17 protein-coding genes and 1 rRNA gene are annotated in these 13,697 nt (G+C 70.0%); 10 read left to right on the top strand and 8 right to left on the bottom strand.

Translation table 11 applies throughout. The features are described from left to right. Both AC0IY0_RS19010 and AC0IY0_RS19005 read right to left on the bottom strand, forming a co-directional pair. Positions 1-65 (bottom strand): 16S ribosomal RNA (locus tag AC0IY0_RS19010); the annotation flags it as partial. A 537-nt stretch (positions 66-602) separates the two neighbouring features. Then, positions 603-965 (bottom strand): hypothetical protein, encoded by a 363-nt coding sequence (locus tag AC0IY0_RS19005; RefSeq protein ID WP_471764975.1) that lies wholly within the window; start codon positions 963-965, stop codon positions 603-605. On the opposite strand from AC0IY0_RS19005, the gene AC0IY0_RS19000 reads away from it, so the two are divergent. From AC0IY0_RS19000 to metB, 4 genes are all read left to right on the top strand, one after another. Further along, on the top strand, positions 917-1,666 hold the full coding sequence (locus tag AC0IY0_RS19000) for an FUSC family protein (protein ID WP_471764986.1): 750 nt from the start codon (positions 917-919) through the stop codon (positions 1,664-1,666). The two genes, AC0IY0_RS19005 and AC0IY0_RS19000, sit on opposite strands and share 49 nt — an antisense overlap. After that, positions 1,660-1,854 (top strand): DUF1656 domain-containing protein, encoded by a 195-nt coding sequence (locus tag AC0IY0_RS18995; protein ID WP_147909237.1) that lies wholly within the window; start codon positions 1,660-1,662, stop codon positions 1,852-1,854. The genes AC0IY0_RS19000 and AC0IY0_RS18995 overlap by 7 nt, the downstream gene beginning before the upstream one ends. A gap of 64 nt (positions 1,855-1,918) precedes the next feature. Continuing rightward, positions 1,919-2,737 (top strand): HlyD family secretion protein, encoded by an 819-nt coding sequence (locus AC0IY0_RS18990; RefSeq protein ID WP_471764974.1) that lies wholly within the window; start codon positions 1,919-1,921, stop codon positions 2,735-2,737. A gap of 204 nt (positions 2,738-2,941) precedes the next feature. Further along, a complete protein-coding gene (gene metB, locus AC0IY0_RS18985) occupies positions 2,942-4,105 on the top strand; it encodes a cystathionine gamma-synthase (RefSeq protein WP_471764973.1) in 1,164 nt (387 codons plus the stop codon). 9 nt (positions 4,106-4,114) lie between these two features. Here metB and AC0IY0_RS18980 read toward each other — a convergent pair whose 3' ends face one another. Continuing rightward, on the bottom strand, positions 4,115-4,891 hold the full coding sequence (locus AC0IY0_RS18980) for a hypothetical protein (RefSeq protein ID WP_419828674.1): 777 nt from the start codon (positions 4,889-4,891) through the stop codon (positions 4,115-4,117). Between the two features lie 130 nt (positions 4,892-5,021). Continuing rightward, positions 5,022-5,243, bottom strand: coding sequence for a ferric siderophore receptor protein (locus AC0IY0_RS18975; RefSeq protein ID WP_246692810.1), 222 nt, complete (start codon positions 5,241-5,243; stop codon positions 5,022-5,024). A gap of 72 nt (positions 5,244-5,315) precedes the next feature. On the opposite strand from AC0IY0_RS18975, the gene AC0IY0_RS18970 reads away from it, so the two are divergent. From AC0IY0_RS18970 to AC0IY0_RS18955, 4 genes are all read left to right on the top strand, one after another. Then, the gene (locus AC0IY0_RS18970) at positions 5,316-5,759 is read left to right on the top strand and encodes a lysozyme inhibitor LprI family protein (RefSeq protein ID WP_471764972.1); all 444 of its coding nucleotides are present in this window, start codon (positions 5,316-5,318) and stop codon (positions 5,757-5,759) included. An 86-nt stretch (positions 5,760-5,845) separates the two neighbouring features. After that, entirely contained in the window at positions 5,846-6,631 is a 786-nt protein-coding gene (locus tag AC0IY0_RS18965) for a LamB/YcsF family protein (RefSeq protein ID WP_471764971.1), read from the top strand. A 106-nt stretch (positions 6,632-6,737) separates the two neighbouring features. Beyond that, positions 6,738-9,083 carry an Orn/Lys/Arg family decarboxylase gene (locus AC0IY0_RS18960; RefSeq protein WP_471764970.1) on the top strand — a complete coding sequence of 782 codons (2,346 nt, stop codon included), beginning with the start codon at positions 6,738-6,740 and terminating at the stop codon, positions 9,081-9,083. Further along, a complete protein-coding gene (locus tag AC0IY0_RS18955; RefSeq protein ID WP_147909230.1) occupies positions 9,083-9,667 on the top strand; it encodes a GNAT family N-acetyltransferase in 585 nt (194 codons plus the stop codon). Before AC0IY0_RS18960 ends, AC0IY0_RS18955 begins: the two co-directional genes overlap by 1 nt. A gap of 16 nt (positions 9,668-9,683) precedes the next feature. Here the strand turns inward: AC0IY0_RS18955 and AC0IY0_RS18950 are convergent, their stop codons facing one another. From AC0IY0_RS18950 to AC0IY0_RS18940, 3 genes are read right to left on the bottom strand one after another with little or no spacing between them, the layout of a single operon-like run. Beyond that, positions 9,684-10,277 (bottom strand): YceI family protein, encoded by a 594-nt coding sequence (locus AC0IY0_RS18950; protein ID WP_471764969.1) that lies wholly within the window; start codon positions 10,275-10,277, stop codon positions 9,684-9,686. Next, a complete protein-coding gene (locus AC0IY0_RS18945; protein WP_147909228.1) occupies positions 10,274-10,882 on the bottom strand; it encodes a cytochrome b in 609 nt (202 codons plus the stop codon). The genes AC0IY0_RS18950 and AC0IY0_RS18945 overlap by 4 nt, the downstream gene beginning before the upstream one ends. 28 nt (positions 10,883-10,910) lie before the next feature. Further along, positions 10,911-11,555, bottom strand: a complete 645-nt coding sequence (locus tag AC0IY0_RS18940) for a YceI family protein (protein ID WP_187193483.1) — start codon at positions 11,553-11,555, stop codon at positions 10,911-10,913. Positions 11,556-11,654: 99 nt separating this feature from the next. Between AC0IY0_RS18940 and AC0IY0_RS18935 the strand changes: the two genes are divergently transcribed. Further along, entirely contained in the window at positions 11,655-12,620 is a 966-nt protein-coding gene (locus tag AC0IY0_RS18935; protein WP_147940410.1) for a LysR family transcriptional regulator, read from the top strand. A gap of 176 nt (positions 12,621-12,796) precedes the next feature. After that, a complete protein-coding gene (locus tag AC0IY0_RS18930) occupies positions 12,797-13,159 on the top strand; it encodes a cupredoxin domain-containing protein (RefSeq protein WP_471764968.1) in 363 nt (120 codons plus the stop codon). 12 nt (positions 13,160-13,171) lie between these two features. On the opposite strand, the gene AC0IY0_RS18925 is transcribed toward AC0IY0_RS18930, so the two are convergent. Continuing rightward, entirely contained in the window at positions 13,172-13,690 is a 519-nt protein-coding gene (locus AC0IY0_RS18925) for a hypothetical protein (RefSeq protein ID WP_471764966.1), read from the bottom strand. Positions 13,691-13,697: the final 7 nt, after the last annotated feature.

The following is a 13,697-nucleotide window of genomic DNA, read 5'->3' as shown; positions in this document are numbered from 1 at the left end:
TCGACTTGCATGTGTTAAGCCTGCCGCCAGCGTTCGCTCTGAGCCAGGATCAAACTCTCACGTTGAAGAGATTGATCAAAGCTGATCACGTCATCTTGACGAAGGCTCACATTGATCCGGGCGTTTCCACCCGAACCGTGTGAGCTTCCAAAAAGCGCATGACAGCTCGCATCCTCTTGACGACCCAACTCACGTCGGGTCCGCAAGGACGAGCGCCGTCCACGCTTCTCTTTCTCGTATTCACTTGTCAAAGAGCGGAACTGACCTGCGCCAGTACCTTAAAGAGACCAGTAAACCACCAGGCTGCCCCGGTCAAGTCCTACTGAAATCTTCGGAAAGTCCGTCCGACCGGCTCGCCTTTGCTTGGGCACCGCGTCGGGAGGCGCCGTATAAGATGCCCCGCATTCCCCTGTCAACCACCCCTTTGCCGGCGTCGCACCGAAACCGCCGCGTCTGGGCTTTGCGAGCATGGCCGCGCCCGCAGGCCACACCATGCGCGGGTCCTGGGATTGGAGTTCCGCGACAATGGGTGGTTTCCCATCTGCCAGGGTCCCTGGTTCGCGATGGGTAGCCTCCGTGAGCTTCTGCATGTGCGGGCGCGATTAACCCATAGGCCGCAGTACGGATTGACCGTGTTCGCTTAATAGGAGGCCATCGCGGCCCTGTTCGGTGCGGTGCTGGGCACGTCGGACCTGCACGCCGTCGAGCGGCGGGCGCCGCCGGATCTCGCCGCCGCGCACCGCGACGTCGTCGCTGAATTCCCGCGGATCCTGTGCGCGCTGGGAGCTCGACATTTCGATGAGGCCCTCGAACGGATCACCGCGTTGCGCGACGCCTTGCAGGCGCGCGTCGGCCGCGCCGAAACTGGGGATCCCGGAACAGCCCCCACGTTGATCGCGCTCGACCGGCTCGTTGCATTCGTCGAGGATTACGAGTCGGCGCTGTCGGCCCTGGTACGAACGCACGGGAGCCCCCGGCGCCGGACCGGGCGTTCCGCTTCGATCGGGACTGGGGGGCAGCGACGGAGAACGGCCTGCGCTCCGCGTTGGCGATCCTGCTCGCGGGCGCCTGCGGAATCGCGACCGGCTGGAACGACTGGTCGCTCCTGCTGCTCATCCTCGCCCCCTATTCTGTCCTCCTTGCCATGACGGGCAACCCGGCAGCGGGCGCCGTCGCGTTCATCACCGGGACGATCCTGGCCGTGCCGGCCGCTTTCGTCTGCGCCTTCGGCCTGATGCCGGGCGTGCAGGGTTTCCCGCTGCTGGTCGCGGTGATCGCGCCGTTCTGGATGGCGGGCCTCTACGCCACCACCCTTCCGCGGCACGCGCCGGCCGGGCTGGCCTATGGGGTTGCGTTCAACACCCTCGTCGGCGCGACCAACCCGATGGCGTTCAGCGTGCCGGCCTTCCTGAACCAGGCGTTCGGCTGGGTGGCCGCGGTCTTCGTGACGCTTCTCGCCTTCCGCCTGCTCCTCCCGCACGATCCCCGCCGGCAGGCGCGCGACATTCTCGCGGCGGCGGCGGCCGAGATCGCCGCGCGGTCGATCGAGGATCCGAACGCGTGGCCGGCGGCGCATCGGGTCGCCGCCTGCCTGACCGACATGGCGGTGCTGCTCGACGCGCATCCGGACTGGTCCTTCGACCACCACCGGAACGCGCCATGCTGAGCGAGGTCGCGATCGGGGGCGTCTACCTGCCGCCCATCCTCGTCTACCTCGTCGCGGCGCTCCCGCTCTTCGCCGCGCTTCGGGCCGTCCTGGACCGGGCCGGGGTGCTGCGCTTCGCTTGGCATCCCGCGCTGCTGGAATTCGCGCTGCTGCTCGCGACGGTCGCGCTTCTCATCCTCCTCGTCTGAGTGCCGCCATGACGGTCCTGAAGCGCCTGCTCCGCCCCTGACCCTCGCCGTCGTCGCCGCGACGGTGCTGCTGCTCGCCGCGCTGTGGCGTACCTACATGCTCGCGCCCTGGACGCGCGACGGGCGAGTCAGCGCCGAGGTCTCGGGTACGGTCGTCGACGTGCGCGCCGTCGACAACCAGTTCGTCCATCGGGGCGACATCCTCTACGTCATCGATCCGCACCGCTTCCGGCTGGCGCTCGACAGCGCACAGGCCGTGGTCCTGGCCAGGCGCGAGGATGCGGCGCTGAAAACCGCAGCGGCACGCCGGCGCAACCAGCTGAGCCCGGGTATGGTGGCCTCCGAAGCGGTCGAGCAGGCCAACGGTATGGTGGCGATCGCGCGTGCGGATCACGACGCCGCGGCCCAAGTCGCCGAGGTCAACCTCGACCGCACCACGATCAGGGCACCTGTGGACGGCTACGTCACCAACCTCCGGCTGCGGCCGGGAGATTATGCGACGGCCAGCGCGACGCGGGTCTCGGTGATCGATGCGGAGGGATTCTGGATCACCGCGTATTTCGAGGAGACCAAGCTGTCCCGGATCGCGATCGGCGCGCGCGCCGAGATCCGCCTGATGGGTTTCGAGCCGCCCATCTCCGGGCACGTGGAGAGCATCGGGCACGGCATTGCCGATGCCAACGAGAGCCGCGACCATCTCGGCCTGCCGACCGTCAACCCGGTCTTCACCTGGGTGCGGCTGGCGCAACGCATTCCCGTCCGGATCCATATCGACGCGGTGCCGCCGGGGGTGACGCTCGCGGCGGGCATGACCTGCAGCGTGGCCGTCGGCGAAGCCGTGGGCGGCAACCGGCTGCTGTCCCGGCTGGAATTCCTGCCGTGACGGCGCCACGGCTCCGCGCCACCGGGTCGGCAAACCGGAGACGCGCCGGAGACGGAGCGGACTCCTGCCCGGCTCGGGATATGTTCGCTCGGGTGGCGCGCGGCTCGTTCTCTTGAAAGCCGGTTCCGTTCGACATAAAGAACGCGCTGACGACCCGCCGGCCATGCGCGCTGGTCCGAATTTCGGCGCAGGAAAGACAAGCCGATGCCAGAGGGACTCGATGCCCGCACGATCGCGGCGACCAACGGGGTGGCCCAGGATACGTCCTTCGGCGCCGTGATCGCGCCGATCCACCTCTCGACGACCTTCAAGTTTCCCGCCTTCGAGCAACCCGGGCCCTACGATTACTCGCGGCTCGGCAACCCCACCCGCGACCAGCTCGCCGACACCATCGCGAAGCTCGAAGGCGGCGCCAGGGCCGTCATGGTGTCGAGCGGCATGGCGGCCATCGATCTCGCCCTGTCGAGCCTGTGTCCCGGCGACCTGCTGGTCGCGCCGCATGATTGCTACGGCGGGACGCACCGGCTGCTCAGCCTCCGCGCCGCCCGCGGGCAGTACCGGGTGCTGTTCGTCGACCAGACCGACCCGGACGCCCTGGCCGCAGCGCTGGCTCAGACACCCAAGGTCGTGCTGATCGAGACCCCGAGCAATCCGCTGATGCGGGTCGTGGATGTCCGCCGCGTCACCCATGCGGCCAAGGCGGTCGGCGCCCTGGCCGTGGTCGACAACACCTTCCTGTCGCCGGCGCTGCAGCGGCCGATCGCCCTCGGGGCGGATCTCGTCGTCCACTCCACGACCAAGTTCCTCAACGGCCATTCGGACGTGATCGGCGGGGCCGTGATCGCCGCCGAGGCCTCGGTCGGCGACGGCCTCGCGGCCTGGGCGAACACGATCGGGGTCACCGGCTCGCCGCTCGACGCCTACCTGACCCTGCGCGGCATCCGCACCCTGTTCGTCCGGGTGGAGCGCCAGCAACAGAACGCCGCCCTGCTCGCGGCCTTCCTGGATGCGCATCCGGCCGTGAGCCGTGTCCATTACCCGGGCTTGGCGTCCCACCCGGGCCACGCCATCGCCAAGGCGCAGCAGGCCGGGTTCGGCGCCATGCTGAGTTTCGAGCTCGTCGGTGGCCGCGCTGCGGTGAAGACCCTGGTGGAGACCCTGCGGGTGTTCACGCTGGCCGAATCGCTGGGTGGGGTCGAGAGCCTGATCGCGCACCCGCCGACCATGACGCATGCGGCGATGGATCCCGAGGCGCGTGCCATCGCGGGCATCACCGACGGGCTGCTGCGCCTCTCGATCGGCCTGGAAGCCGTGGACGACCTGCTGGCCGACCTGTCCCACGGCCTGGAGGCGGTGACGCGCGGCTGAGCCGGCGGCTCACTCCTCCTCGATCACGCTGAACCCGGACTCGTCCTCGACGACCCGGTACCGGGAGAGGCGCAGGGTCTGCGAGCGCTCGGCCGCCTCGTCCCGGCATTTCAGGACGTGGGCGGTCCGGTTGACGACCTGCAGGTTCGGCGCGCCCCAGTAGCCGAGCAGCTCCGGCCAGGGCGCGTCGCGGTGCTCGCGCCAGACCCGGTAGAGCGGCACAGCGTGGTCCACCTCCGCGGTGCGCAGCAGCCGCTTACCGGAGGCCTTGCAGCGATGCCCCTGATGGCGCTTCAGGACGCGGACCTGCTCGTGCGGCGCGATCCAGAACTTCCAGGCGGCGACACAGGCGGTGTGCCAGGCGGCCTTACCGTTGGGCACGCCCTGCCCCCAGAGGTCGCGGTGCCAGCCGAACCGGTAGACCGGCTGGCCGCAGATGCAGCAGGCGCCGCGGCCGCGGGCGAAGGCCGGCTCGCGGAACGGGGCGGGCGGGATCCGGAAGCTCGCCGGGCGGCCGCCGGCGCCGCCCTCGCCGAGCTGCCAGGTCCAGCCCTCCGGCGTCCCCGAGCGCGCGGCCAGGGCCCGGGCCAGCCGGTCGGCCCGCAGGATGTGGTTGCGCCAGTAGCTCTCCACCGCCAGGCGCGGAGTCGGCGGGATCAGCGGCCGCGTCAGCGCATGGTGCAGGATTGGCGGCGGGAAGATCGCGGGCAGGGCCCGCTCCAGCCGGGCCTGGGCCTTGGCGTTCTTCTGGTCACGCCAAGTGGATGTCGTGTTCGATGCCGTCATGCCCGGCCGTGCTAGCGCGCGACGCACGGGAAGGCGACGGCATCCGGGCCACAGGTTCGGGCCGGCAGACTTAAGACAGTGTTTCCCGTGAAACATCGCCGCCGGGGCAGGAGGTCGCGCCCTCGGATGCCTACAGGTCGATCGACATCGACAGCAGGGAGGTGCGTGGGCCGCCCTGGAAGACGGTGCCGAACGCGGCGACCCCGGTCCAGCACCGCGTCCCGGTGGCGTTCAGCACATTGGCCCGGAACGTCGTCCGGCGACCGTCGAGCACCGCGGCGTGGCGCAGGCCGAGATCGAGCCGTGCCCAGTCCGGCAGCCCGGGCGTTCCGCATGCCAAAGAAGTGTTCATGCCTTTCCGGCCAGCGTTCCGCGGTCCGGCCGCGCATCCGCGCCGGCCTGATTCGCCTCCGGGGAGACCGCGATGCCCTCGAACCCCTTCACCGTGGCCGGCTCGACCGGGATCCTTGCCCTCGCCGCGCTCTGGACCTGCGCCCTTCCTTTCGCGAGCGCCCGGGCCGACCAGCCCTCGGCCAAGCTGTGCCGGGCCGCGACCTCGACGCCAGAGACCCAGACCTGCCTGCACAAGGCCCTCGACGCGGCCGACGCGAAGCTCAACGCCGCCTACAAGAAGGCCCTGTCGGTCATCGACCAGGACGACCGCCCGCTGGACGCCAAGGCGACCTGGAAGGCCCAGTTCACGGCGGCCCAGCGCGCCTGGATCGCCTTCCGGGACGCCGATTGCGGCGATCTCACTTTCAGCGAGTGGAACAACGGCAGCGGCACCACCGGGGCGCTGTATGCCTGCAGGTACGACAAGACCGTCCAGCGGACCGAGGACATCCTGAGCCGGTACCCGCTTCAGTAGAGAGGTGGCTCCCGCCTCGGAGGCGGCGGCGGGCAACTGGTCCGACCCTTGAATGCGCGCAACCGCTGCGCACGCGAGGGACCTCGATGATCGTCGACCTGAACTGCGACATGGGCGAGGGTTTCGGCGTCTACCGCCTCGGCGACGATGCCGGGATGCTGGCGATCGCCAGTTCGGCCAACATCGCCTGCGGGTTCCACGCCGGCGACCCGCTGGTCATGCACGAGACCCTGACGCTCGCCGCCCGCGCCGGGGTCCAGGCCGGGGCGCATCCGGGCTTCCTCGATCTCTGGGGCTTCGGCCGGCGCCCGATCCACGGCGAGCGCCCGGCCGATGTCGAGAAGGTCGTGCTCTATCAGGTCGGCGCCCTCCTGGCGCTGGCCCAGGATGCCGGCTGCCCGGTGCGGCACGTGAAGACCCACGGGGCGCTGGGCAACATCGCCAACGCGGACGCGGATCTCGCCCTGGCGGTGGCCCGGGCGATCCGGACGCTGGACCGCGACCTGATCTTCGTGGTCATGCCCGGCCTCGAGACCGAGCGGGCCGGCGAGCGGCTCGGTTTGCCGCTGGCGCGCGAGATCTACGCCGACCGGGCTTACGCCGAGACCGGCAACCTGGTCTCGCGCACGCACCCGGGCGCGGTCCTGCACGATCCGGCCGAGGCGGCGGAGCGCGTGGTGCGGATGATCGAGGACCGCGCCATCACGTGCCTGTCCGGGCGACGCATCCCGGCCCGAATCGACAGCATCTGCGTCCACGGCGACACACCGGGCGCGGTCGCGATGGCCGCGCGGGTGCGGTCCGACTTGGCCGCCCTGGGGATCGCCATCAGGCCGATGGCCCAGGTGATCGGTCGCGCGATCGGCGCCTGAGTTCGCCGATTCCGTCCGGTTTCGGCCGCGATCCGCCTCACCGTCATGCAAACGTCGCAGATGGGCCAGAAAGCCACTCGCTGCTTACGAGGCTTTGAGAGGCCCTATGGATTTCCACCGTCGCTTCACGGTTCTGATGTGCGCCCCCGCCTTCGATCCGGACGACCTGGAGGGCGCGCGCGTCGCCCAGATCGTGGCGGCGGTGGAGAATCGCGGCTTCGAGGTGGTGCGGGCCCGGCGGGTCGAGGACGCGGCGATCGCCGTGCAGACCGATGCGGCCATCGGCTGCATGGTGGTCGACTGGGGCAAGCGCGGTCTCGACGGCAAGGCCGCCGCGCTCATCGACATGATGCGCAAGCGCGGCCTGGAGATGCCGATCGTCATCATGGTCCGCCGCAAGCGGCTGGAGGACATCCCGGTCGAGCTCCTGGACTTCATCGACGGCTACATCTTCCTGGCGGAAGAGACGCCGGAATTCATCGCCCGCGGCCTGGTCAGCCGGGTGACGCAATATGCCGAGACCCTGAAGACGCCGTTCTTCGGCGCGCTCGTGGACTATGCCGAGAAGGGCAACCAGCTCTGGACCTGCCCGGGGCACAACGGCGGCATCTTCTACAACCGCTCACCCATCGGCCGGATCTTCGTGGAGCACCTCGGCGAGGCGATCTTTCGCGACGACCTCGACAATTCGGTGCTCGACCTCGGCGACCTGCTGACCCACGAAGGGCCCGCGCTCAAGGCCCAGAAGGAGGCCGCCAAGATCTTCGGGGCGGAGAAGACCTACTTCGTCCTCAACGGCACCTCGGCCTCCAACAAGATCGTCCTGTCCTCGCTGGTGGCCGAGGACGACCTCGTTCTGTTCGACCGCAACAACCACAAGGCGGCCCATCACGGCGCCCTGTTCCTGGGCGGCGGCATCCCGATCTTCCTGGAGACGGACCGGAACGCCTTCGGCTTGATCGGTCCGATCTATCACGAGGCCCTGGACGAGACCCGGATCCGGGAAAAGATCCGCGCCAACCCGCTGGTCACCGACCCCGAGGCCTGGCGCCGGGAGCGGCCGTTCCGGGTCGCGGTGATCGAGCAATGCACCTATGACGGCACGATCTACGACGCGCAGGAGATCCTGGAGCGGATCGGCCACCTCTGCGACTACATCCTGTTCGACGAGGCCTGGGCGGGCTTCATGAAGTTCCACCCGCTCTTCGCGCGCCGCTTCGCCATGGGACTCACCGGCCTCGACGAGACTTCGCCGGGCATCGTCGCCACGCAATCGACCCACAAGCAGCTGGCGAGCTTCTCACAGGCCTCGCAGATCCACACCCGCGACGGCCATATCCGCGGCCAGACCCGGCGCGTGGAGCACAAGCGCCTCAACGAGAGCTTCCTGGTCCACGCCTCGACCTCGCCGTTCTACCCGCTCTTCGCCTCCCTCGATGTCGGCGCCCAGATGATGAAGGGCCGCTCGGGCATGATCCTGTGGGACGACACGATCCGACTCGGGATCGAATGGCGCAAGAAGGTCCGGGCGATCCGTCGGGAGTTCGAGGAGAACGAGGCCGATCCACTGCGGCGCTGGTTCTTCGACCCGTTCGTGCCGGACGTGACCACCAACGCCGACGGGGCCGAGGTGCCGTGGGAGAAGGTGCCCACCGACGAGCTCGCCGCCGACCCGCGGCACTGGGAACTGAAGCCCGGCGCCCGCTGGCACGGGTTCACCCATGTGGCGCCGGGCTACGCGATCACCGACCCGAACAAGCTCACGGTGCTCACCCCGGGCTTCGACCGGCGGACCGGGGCCTATGCCGACCACGGCGTGCCGGCCCCGATCGTCGCGCAGTACCTGCGCGAGAACCGGATCGTGGCCGAGAAGAACGACCTGAACTCGCTGCTCTTCCTGCTGACGCCGGGCGTCGAGTCGTCCAAGGCCGGAACCCTGATCTCCGGCCTCGTCGCGTTCAAGCGGCACCACGACGACAACGTGCCGCTCGAGGATGCGATGCCGGAATTCGTCAACCGCCGGCCCAACCGCTACCGGGGCGTGCGCCTGCGCGACCTCTGCGCCGAGTTCCACGCCTTCCACCGGGAGGCCAACACCTCCATGCTCCAGCGTCGGCAATTCGCCCCCGAGCACCTGCCCGAGATGGTGATGCCGCCCAAGCGCGCCGCCCAGATGCTGACCCGCAACAAGGTCGATTACGTGCCGATCGCCGAGGCCGAGGGGCGCATCGCCTCGACCCTGATGCTGGTCTACCCGCCGGGCATCGGCACCGTCCTGCCGGGCGAGCGCCTGGACGACAGGGCCAAGCCGATGCTCGAATATTTCAAGATGTTCGAGGCCTCGGCCAACCTGTTCCCCGGCTTCGAGGCCGAGATCCAGGGGGTCTACCGCGAGGTCGAGCCGGACGGGCGGATCCGCTTCCACACCTACGTCGTGCGGGACGGCGCCTGATGGAGATCGAGCCCGAAGAGGGCGCCCCGATCCCGGCGCGGCCGAGCCCGGACATCATCATCCGCGCCTCCTCGGACGCGGATGTCGAGGCGATGGTGGCGATCTACGAGCACCATATCGGCAAGGGCGTCGGCAACGTCGCCGAATTCGACGACGAAGCGCGCCTGCTGCCCGACGACCTGAAGCGCCGGCGCAAGACCATGCGCAAGAAGCGGCTGCCCCACCTCGTCGCCGAGCGCGGCGGCCAGGTGGCGGGCTACGCCTACGCGGTGCCGTTCCGGAAGCGTCCGGCTTACCGCTACACGCTCAAGCACTCGATCTACGTGCATCCCGACCACCTCCATGCCGGGATCGGGCGCCGCCTCCTGCCGGCCCTGATCGAGGCCTGCGCGGCCGGCGGCTACCGCCAGATGATCGGCTACATCGACGCGCAGAACGCCGCGTCCCTCCGCCTTCACGAGACCTGCGGCTTCGTCCAGGTCGGCTACCTGAAGGCGGTGGGCTTCAAATACGGCCGCTGGTCGGACAGCGTGATGGTGCAGCGGGCGCTGGGCACCGGTTCCGAGGACCAGCCGGGGACGTAGGCAGCGACGGGACCGGTCAGTGCCCGTCGGCCCCAGCGGCGGGCTTTGCCGTGGCGACCAGCTCGATATCGACCCCGACCTCAAGGGCGACCCATTGTCCGGAGGCCCAGGCGCCCTGGCCGACGCCGAAATCGGTGCGGACGAGGCCGACATGCCCGGTGGCATGCGCTTGGGGGCCTTCGAGCGCCAGGTGGAAGGGCAGCGTCAGCGGGCGTTTCGCGCCCCGGATCGTCAGGTCGCCGACCGCCTCGTAGTCGCCCCGGCCCTTGTCGACGAAGCGGTTGGCCTCGAAGCGTGCGTGGCTGGCGCTGGTCACGTCGAACCAGTCCTTCTGCGGCAGAGCCGCGTCGCGCTGGGCATCGCCGGTCCGGGCGCTGCCGAGATCGACCAGCACCGTGGCGCGGCCGGCCTCGGGCTTGGCAGGGTCGAACGCCACCCGGGCGTCGAAGCGCTCGAAGCGTCCCGAGAACGGAGTCCCGACCTGCACCCCCGAGAACCGGATCGCGCTCTTGGCCGGATCCACCGCCCACTCGGCGGAGGCGGCCGGCCGCACGGCCCCCGGGAGGGCGGCCGACAGGCACAGGGCGAGGCACGCGAGACGCAGCGTCATCGGGTCGAGTCCAGGGTTTCGGGAGGCAGCGCGGCGGCGCGGCCCGGCAGCATCCGCGCCAGCACGCCGTCCCGCAGGATGAGATGGTGGCGCAGCGCGGCCGCCACGTGCAGCACGAGCAACGCCGTCAGGAACCACGCCCCGTAGGCGTGCAGCAGCTTGACGGCCCCCTCCGCCCCCGCCGGGTCGGTCAGCAGCGGGGCCAGCGGCAGGTGCGGCCAGGGTACGAGCCCGTACAGCACCGTCGGGATGTTGAACGGCGAGAGCGAGACCACCGCCCAGCCGGTGAGCGGCAGCCCGATCAGGAGCCCGTACAGGATGGCATGGGCCGCTCCCGCCGCCCGGCGCTCGCGGGCCGGCATGCCCGCCGGGTGCGGGGGCGGCCGGTGGAACAGCCGCCAGGCGAGGCGCAGGCCGGTCAGGACCAGCACGGTGATCCCGACCGACTTGTGCCACTGGTAGAGCGGGAACAGGCGCATCGGCGCCAGCCCGGCATGCGTCATGGTCAGGCCCATGCCGATCAGGGCGAGCACGCCCAGCGCGCTCGCCCAGTGCAGCAGGATGGCCACCGCGGAGTAGCGCCGCGCCGATGCGACCCATGCCATCGCCATCCTCCCGTCCCGTCGGTCCGGGTCAGTCCTGACGCTCGAAGGCGCCCGCGATGGTCAGGTGCAGGTCGTCGCCGATGAGCGGCAGGTAGGTCTTCACCCCGAACTCGGAGCGCTTGACCGTGCCGGTGGCGTCGAACCCGACCGTGACCTTCTTGCTCAGCGGGTTCACGCCGGCCCCGACCAGGGTGACGTCCAGCGTCACCGGCTTGGTCACGCCGTGCAGCGTGAGGTTGCCGGCCACCTTCGCCTTGTCCTTGCCCTCGGGCGTGACCTTGGTGGACACGAAGGTCATCTCGGGGAACTTGCCCGCGTCGAGCCACTGGTCGCCCTTCAGCTCGTCCGTGAGCTTGGCGCTGGTCGTGGTCACCGAGGCGACCGGGATCTTGATCGACAGCTTCGCGGCCGCCGGGTTCTTGGGCTGCAGATCGAGGGTCCCGGACACGTCCGAGAAGCCGCCGGCATAGTTCGAGAAGCCCATATGGGAGACCCGCCAGCCGACCTGGGTGTGGTTGGGATCGACCGCGTAGGTGCCGGCCTGGATCTGGGCCGGGTCACGGGTCGGCGGGGTCTGGGCCAGGACCGGGGTGGCGACCAGGACCGGAGTGGCGACCAGGACCGGGGTGGCGACCAGGACGGCTAGAAGGCCGGAGGCGAGAATCGACTTCAAGGGTGTCTCCTACAGGCGACGATCATGCGCGATTCGGTGCGCCGCAGCAGCGCTGTAGACCCGTTCACGGCCGCGGTTGAGCCTGCTATCCGGAACCCCATGGTTGCGAGAACGGAAACCTTCCAGGGCGGACTCGACGACGTGCGCGCCTTCTGCACGGTCGTCGATCTCGGCACCGTCACGGCCGCGGCCGCGAGCCTGCGGGAAACCAAGGGCAGCGTCAGCCGTCGCCTCTCCCGGCTGGAACGGGCGCTCGGCACCCGGCTGATGGCCCGAACCTCCCGGGCGGTCTCGCCCACCGCAGAGGGCTTGGCGTTCTACGCCAAGGCCCACGAGAGCCTGGCCCTGCTCGACGAGGCCGCCGAGACCGCCCGCGACGCCCGGACGGTGCCGGCCGGGCACCTGCGGATGACCACCTCCATCGATTTCGGGATCGAGGTGATGCCCGAGATCGTCGCGAGCTTCCGGGCGGCCTATCCGCAGATCACGGTCGAGATGCTGAACACCGATGCCCGCCTCGACCTGGCGGCCAACCGGATCGACCTCGCCCTGCGGCTGGGCGGCGCGGAGGAGACCGGCTACCGGGCGGTCGTCCTGGCGACCCTGGCGGTCGGCCTCTACGCCGCGCCCGCCTACCTGCTGCGCCGCCCCGCGCCGGCCGACCTGGCCGGGCTGCACGGCCACGACCTGATCCTGTCCCGGGAGCGGCTGGGCTCGGGGGCCCTGCCCCTCACCGATGGGCGCGGCCAGTCCGAGCAGGTCGTCATGAGCCCGGCCATCCGGGTCAGCGACTTCGCGACCGTCCACCGCCTGACCCTGGCAGGGGCCGGGATCGGCCATATCCCGAGCCTCGTGGCCGCCCGGGCTGTCGCGGCGGGCCAGCTCGTGCGCGTGCTGGCCCCCTGGGCCAGCCGCGGCGGGGTCCTGCGCGCCGTGACGCTGGCCGGGCGCGACCTGCCGGCACGGGTCCAGGTCTTCCGGGACCATGTACGCGAGGCGCTGACGGCCTGCGGTCCAGATGCTGGGGAGACGCACTCTAGCGATCAATACAATCAAGACTTGTAGAGACTAAATATCGGCGCCTTATTGACTGAACGATCGGGACAATCTTACGGTCTGGCTTAGCGGGGTGTTCAGGACCTCGGCGCACCATGGCGCTTCGCGGCAGCCCGGGCCGCTCGGCGGTCGATCCCGCCTCAATCCCCTGCCCGGGCGTATCCAGTACCCAGCGGACACCCAACATGCCCCTTCGCAACCGGCGCCTCCGGCCCTTGCTCCTCGTCGGAACGCTGGTTCTGGCGGGTCTGTGCGCCGCGCCGCACGCGGCCTGGGCGATGCTGTCGAGCACGACCCGCGTCGTGCTGCAGAAGGGACGCCACTACGTGCCGACCGACCTGTTCCTGCGGCGCGGCGATACGATCACCCTGCGCAACGAGGATTCCAGCCAGACACACCACGCCTTCATCGAGGCGGACCGGTTCTCGTTCGATGCGGGCGATCAGGAACCCGGCACCGAGACCCGGCTGGTCCTGGCGGAAGCGGGGGATTTCGTCATCCAGTGCGGCATCCACCCGAAGATGAAGCTGACCATCCACGTCCAGTAGGGCGCGGGGCGGTCAGCCCTCGCGGCCGAGGCCGAGCCCGCGGATCAGATCGCCGATCGGATCGATTTTCCTGGGCGCCGGCGCGGGCGCCGATGGTGCGGTCATCGGCTCGACGGCTGCCGTGCGGGCCAGGCCGGCGTTGCGCAGGCGGGCCGTCCGGCGGGGGCTGCGATCCGCCACCTTCGACCGGTGTGCCACCACCGTCTTCCGAGCCTTTTCGGCGGGGGCGGCCATCTCGCTCGGCAGCGCCGGAGCCGCGATGGCACCCGGCGGCAGTGCGGCGGCCGATCGCGGCGCCAGCAGGTCGGGGGCGGGCGCACGCCCGTTCTCCGCTGCGGGGAGGTCGGACTTGCCGGGGCTGGCCAGCCGGGCCGGCGGATCCGCCCAACCCGATGGAGCAGCCTGCGCTGCGACAGTCCGGACCGGGCGCTGCTGCGCCTCGTAATTGCCCGGATGAAGAGTATGGGCCGCCACGACCAAGCCGAATACGGCGATCGCAGTCGTCGCAAGGGTGGATCTATAGTGTTCCATGACGGCA

Source organism: Methylobacterium sp. AC315, from assembly GCF_979253755.1.
Note: the sequence above shows the minus strand (reverse complement) of the source record. Positions and strands in the feature narration are given on the sequence as shown.

Coding starts and splice junctions, on each gene's coding strand:
- AC0IY0_RS18955 (WP_147909230.1), top strand. CDS start 9,083: ATGGAGATCGAGCCCGAAGAGGGCGCCCCGATCCCGGCGCGGCCGAGC.
- metB (WP_471764973.1), top strand. CDS start 2,942: ATGCCAGAGGGACTCGATGCCCGCACGATCGCGGCGACCAACGGGGTG.
- AC0IY0_RS18975 (WP_246692810.1), bottom strand. CDS start 5,243: ATGAACACTTCTTTGGCATGCGGAACGCCCGGGCTGCCGGACTGGGCA.
- AC0IY0_RS18970 (WP_471764972.1), top strand. CDS start 5,316: ATGCCCTCGAACCCCTTCACCGTGGCCGGCTCGACCGGGATCCTTGCC.
- AC0IY0_RS18945 (WP_147909228.1), bottom strand. CDS start 10,882: ATGGCATGGGTCGCATCGGCGCGGCGCTACTCCGCGGTGGCCATCCTG.
- AC0IY0_RS18965 (WP_471764971.1), top strand. CDS start 5,846: ATGATCGTCGACCTGAACTGCGACATGGGCGAGGGTTTCGGCGTCTAC.
- AC0IY0_RS18980 (WP_419828674.1), bottom strand. CDS start 4,891: ATGACGGCATCGAACACGACATCCACTTGGCGTGACCAGAAGAACGCC.
- AC0IY0_RS18930 (WP_471764968.1), top strand. CDS start 12,797: ATGCCCCTTCGCAACCGGCGCCTCCGGCCCTTGCTCCTCGTCGGAACG.
- AC0IY0_RS18960 (WP_471764970.1), top strand. CDS start 6,738: ATGGATTTCCACCGTCGCTTCACGGTTCTGATGTGCGCCCCCGCCTTC.
- AC0IY0_RS18935 (WP_147940410.1), top strand. CDS start 11,655: ATGGTTGCGAGAACGGAAACCTTCCAGGGCGGACTCGACGACGTGCGC.
- AC0IY0_RS18950 (WP_471764969.1), bottom strand. CDS start 10,277: ATGACGCTGCGTCTCGCGTGCCTCGCCCTGTGCCTGTCGGCCGCCCTC.
- AC0IY0_RS18925 (WP_471764966.1), bottom strand. CDS start 13,690: ATGGAACACTATAGATCCACCCTTGCGACGACTGCGATCGCCGTATTC.
- AC0IY0_RS18995 (WP_147909237.1), top strand. CDS start 1,660: ATGCTGAGCGAGGTCGCGATCGGGGGCGTCTACCTGCCGCCCATCCTC.